This window comes from Neisseria sp. P0021.S005, assembly GCF_051956955.1.
On record NZ_JBQCWY010000272.1, the window covers coordinates 1 to 3,891 of the forward strand.

The 3,891-nt window shown below is 49.9% G+C and carries 6 protein-coding genes; all 6 read left to right on the plus strand.

Features of this window, described 5'->3' with window-relative positions:
• Positions 1–248 (plus strand): CreA family protein (locus ACTHUE_RS12465; protein WP_440423612.1); only part of this gene is annotated, 248 nt, incomplete at its 5' end.
• Positions 249–277: 29 nt separating this feature from the next.
• Positions 278–826 (plus strand): YqgE/AlgH family protein, encoded by a 549-nt coding sequence (locus tag ACTHUE_RS12470; RefSeq protein ID WP_049322876.1) that lies wholly within the window; start codon positions 278–280, stop codon positions 824–826.
• On the plus strand, positions 819–1,274 hold the full coding sequence (ruvX, locus tag ACTHUE_RS12475; RefSeq protein WP_003680463.1) for a Holliday junction resolvase RuvX: 456 nt from the start codon (positions 819–821) through the stop codon (positions 1,272–1,274). Before ACTHUE_RS12470 ends, ruvX begins: the two co-directional genes overlap by 8 nt.
• 165 nt (positions 1,275–1,439) lie before the next feature.
• Positions 1,440–1,862: a YidB family protein gene (locus ACTHUE_RS12480; RefSeq protein ID WP_003684921.1), complete on the plus strand. Its 423-nt coding sequence runs from the start codon at positions 1,440–1,442 to the stop codon at positions 1,860–1,862.
• A gap of 149 nt (positions 1,863–2,011) precedes the next feature.
• Positions 2,012–2,560, plus strand: coding sequence for a carboxymuconolactone decarboxylase family protein (locus ACTHUE_RS12485; RefSeq protein WP_070843271.1), 549 nt, complete (start codon positions 2,012–2,014; stop codon positions 2,558–2,560).
• Between the two features lie 127 nt (positions 2,561–2,687).
• Entirely contained in the window at positions 2,688–3,776 is a 1,089-nt protein-coding gene (locus tag ACTHUE_RS12490) for an acyl-CoA dehydrogenase family protein (RefSeq protein WP_070843270.1), read from the plus strand.
• Positions 3,777–3,891 lie beyond the last annotated feature (115 nt).

Genomic DNA, 3,891 nt, shown 5'->3' on the forward strand with positions numbered 1-3,891 from the left:
GACAAGTGTTCAAACGCAGTGCCAGCATAGCATTTAAGAGCCAACAGATTATCCGCTACTACGATCCGAAACGTAAGTCTTTCGCTTATTTGGTGTACAGCGATAAAATCGTTCAAGGTTCGCCGAAGAACTCTTTGAGCGCGGTATCGTGTTTTGCCCATGCGAAAACCGATGCGCCGGTACCGGCAGGCGGCGCAGTTTATGGCGCCTGCGTGGTGGACGCGCCGATTTCTGACGGCCAAAAATAATAAAATCAGCTTAATAGATTAAGAAGAATATGAATTTAGCCAACCATTTCCTGATTGCTATGCCTCATATGGACGATCCGTTTTTTACGGATACGGTCATTTATGTGTGCGAACACGATGAAGAAGGTGCGCTGGGCATCATCATCAACAAGCCTTCGCCGATTACCATGGACATGATTTTTGCCGCCGCCGACCGCAATATCCCGTTGCGCCTGCAACATGAAAACGTGATGATGGGCGGGCCGGTTCAGATTGAGCGCGGCTATGTCGTGCATACGCCGATCGGCCGCTGGCAAAACAGCATGGTGGTAACCGATAACGTGGCGCTGACTTCTTCGCGCGATGTGATTGAAAACCTGTCTAAAGAAGGTGCGGTGGATAAGGCTTTGATCAGTATCGGTTATTCTAAATGGGGCAAAGGGCAGTTGGAGCGCGAGCTGGCAGAAAATGTTTGGCTGACCGTCCCTGCGGACGAGCATATTCTTTTTGATGTGCCTTACGAGCTTCGTTATGCCGCCGCTTTTGAAAAATTGGGTGTCAATCCGAACGCCTTAGTTTCAGGAGTCGGCCATGCCTGATGCACCAAAAGGTACGGTTTTGGCCTTTGATTTCGGCGAGGCGCGTATTGGCGTGGCGCAGGGCGACGCTGAGTTGGGTATGACTCATCCGCTGGCGACGGTAACCGGCAACAGCAACGATGAAAAATTTGAGGCCATTGCCAAGCTGGTCAAAGAATGGCAGCCCAAGTATTTTGTGGTCGGCCTGCCGACGCATACCGATGGCACGGAGCATGAGCTGACCCGTTTGAGCCGCAAGTTTGGCCGCCGTTTGCACGGACGTTTTAATTTGCCGGTTTATTGGGTGGACGAAAGGATGTCTTCCCTATACGCGGAAAGCCTGCTTGCTGAAGCCCAAGTGTTTGGCCGAAAACAAAAATCCGTGCTTGACCAAGTAGCGGCGCAGGCGATTTTGCAAGGCTTTTTTGAAGGCGGAGCGGCCGAGTATTTCAATGGCCGCGAAGAATAGCACATGGTTCGTTATAGAGGCCGTCTGAAACTTGATTTCAGACGGCCTTGGTTTTATTACGGCTTTGAGATAAAAGAGGTTTAGTTTGGTTAAGTCTGATTTTTTTCAGTGCAAATTTTGCTACACTCCGTTCTCTTTTTTAGACACAAATACAAGGAAAAAGTCATGGCACTCATGGACAATCTTTTGAATGCGGCTACCCAAATGTTGGGTGGCAACAGCGAAAACGGCGCACAAGGTTCTCTGACCGATATGGCGATGGATTTGGTGAAACAGCAAGGCGGTGTGGGCAACCTGATCAACCAACTGCAACAAGGCGGTTTGGGCGATGCCCTGAGCAGCTGGGTTTCCAACCAATCCAGCAACCTGCCTGTGTCCGGCAGCGACCTACAAAATGCTTTGGGCAGCGATACGGTAAACCAAATCGCGCAAAAATTCGGCGTGGATGCCGGTCAAGCAGGCGATTTGTTGGCCAAAGTATTGCCTGACTTGGTAGATAAAGCCACACCTAACGGCACGGCTCAAGATGCGGATGGCTTCGGCTTGGACGACATTGCTTCTATGCTGCTGAAAAACTTTATGAAATAATGAATTGAATCATTTGATAAGGCCGTCTGAATCCGTTCAGACGGCCTTATAACTTTTGGTTCACGGTAAATAACCAATAAGTCTTTTTCTGATGGAGGCAGATGGCTTATGATGGACACTTCATTTCACCAAATAAGAAGGTTATACACATGTCCCGCTTGACCATACACACAGTTGAAACCGCTCCTGAAGCTGCTAAACCACGCGTTGAAGCCGTATTGAAAAACAACGGCTTTATTCCTAACCTGATCGGCGTTTTGGCCAATGCGCCTGAAGCTTTGGCGTTTTATCAAGAAGTTGGCAAGCTGAATGCGGCCAACAGCCTGACTGACGGCGAAGTTGAAGTTGTCCAAATCATCGCCGCCCGTACCAACGAATGCGGTTTCTGCGTTGCCGGCCACACCAAACTGGCCACCCTGAAAAAACTGCTGTCCGAACAATCCATCAAAGCCGCACGCGCATTGGCTGCAGGCGAGTTTGACGATGCCAAACTGGGTGCTTTGGCGACATTCACCCAGGCCATTATGGCGAAAAAAGGCGCGGTATCCGACGACGAGCTGAAAGCTTTCTTCGATGCAGGCTACAACCAACAGCAAGCCGTTGAAGTCGTCATGGGCGTTGCTTTGGCAACCTTGTGCAACTACGTCAACAACCTTGCCAAAACCGAAATCAACCCTGAATTGCAGGCATTTGCCTAATCTCATCAAAAAAGGCCGTCTGAAAATTCAGACGGCCTTTTAGCAAAAAGCAAGGATATCCTTGTTGCCAAGAATAATTCATAAGTAGAACCATCTACGCTTCAAACCTTATTCAGAGGAAAAAATCATGACACGCGAAGCTTTACTGAACAATGTTGCCGCACTCGTTAAAAGCAAGCTGAAACCATTGGTGGACGACATCGACCGTAAAGGCCTGTACCCAAAAGAATTTATGCTGGAATTGGGCAAAATCGGCGGTTTTGCCGCGACCGGTAAGGTTGAAGAAGGCGGTAACGGTTTGGGTTTGGCAACGCAAATCGCCGTATTGCGCGAAATCGGTAAAGAATGCGGCGCGACTTCGTTCAGCGCATGGTGTCAGGCGGCTTGCGCGTGGTATCTGCACCAATCCCCCAACCAAGCGGTTAAAGACAAATATTTGGCCGATATTCTGCAGGGCAAAGTTTTGGCCGGTACGGGCATGTCCAATACCGTCAAACACCTTGCCGGTATCGAAAAACACAACTTGCAAGCCGAGCGCGTTGAAGGCGGCTACAAAGTCAACGGCGCTTTGCCTTGGGTATCTAATATCGGCGAAGACCACATTTGGGCAAATACCGCCCAAATCGGCGACAGCTATGTGATGTTTATCACCGGCGGCCAATGGGAAGGCGTTACCTTGCAAGATTGCCCTGAGTTCTGCGGTTTGGAAGGCACGCGCACTTACAGCCTGAATTTTAAAGATGTGTTTATTCCCGATGAAGATGTGATTGCTTCGCCTGAGCAGTTCCAGTCTTATATTCCAACTATTAAAGCCGGTTTCATCTTGCTGCAAATGGGTATCGGCGCCGGTGTGATTGACGGTGCGCTCGGCATTATCCGCATGGCCAATGTGGTGAACGCAGAAGTGAACGCTTACCTCGACCACAGTTACGATGAATTGAAAGCCGCTTTGGACGGCGCATGGGCGGAAACCGAACGTCTTGCCGATGATGCGTGGAACAATAAACCCGATACGTTGGCAACCTTGAAACTGCGTGAAGCGGCTGCCGTATTGGCATTGAACGCCACTCAATCTGCCGCATTGCATGCAGGCGCGAAAGGTTATCTGATGCGCAGCCCAGCGCAACGCCGCGTCCGCGAGGCCATGTTCGTCGCCATCGTAACACCGGCCATCAAACACCTGCGCAAAGAAATCGCCGTTTTGGAAGCAGCGTAATAAATTCAAAATATCAACAATAAGACACACGAAAGGCCGTCTGAAATATGGTTTCAGACGGTCTTTCAAAATGGAAGGAACACCAAATGGCTCAATATATGTGCGGCCCTTGCGG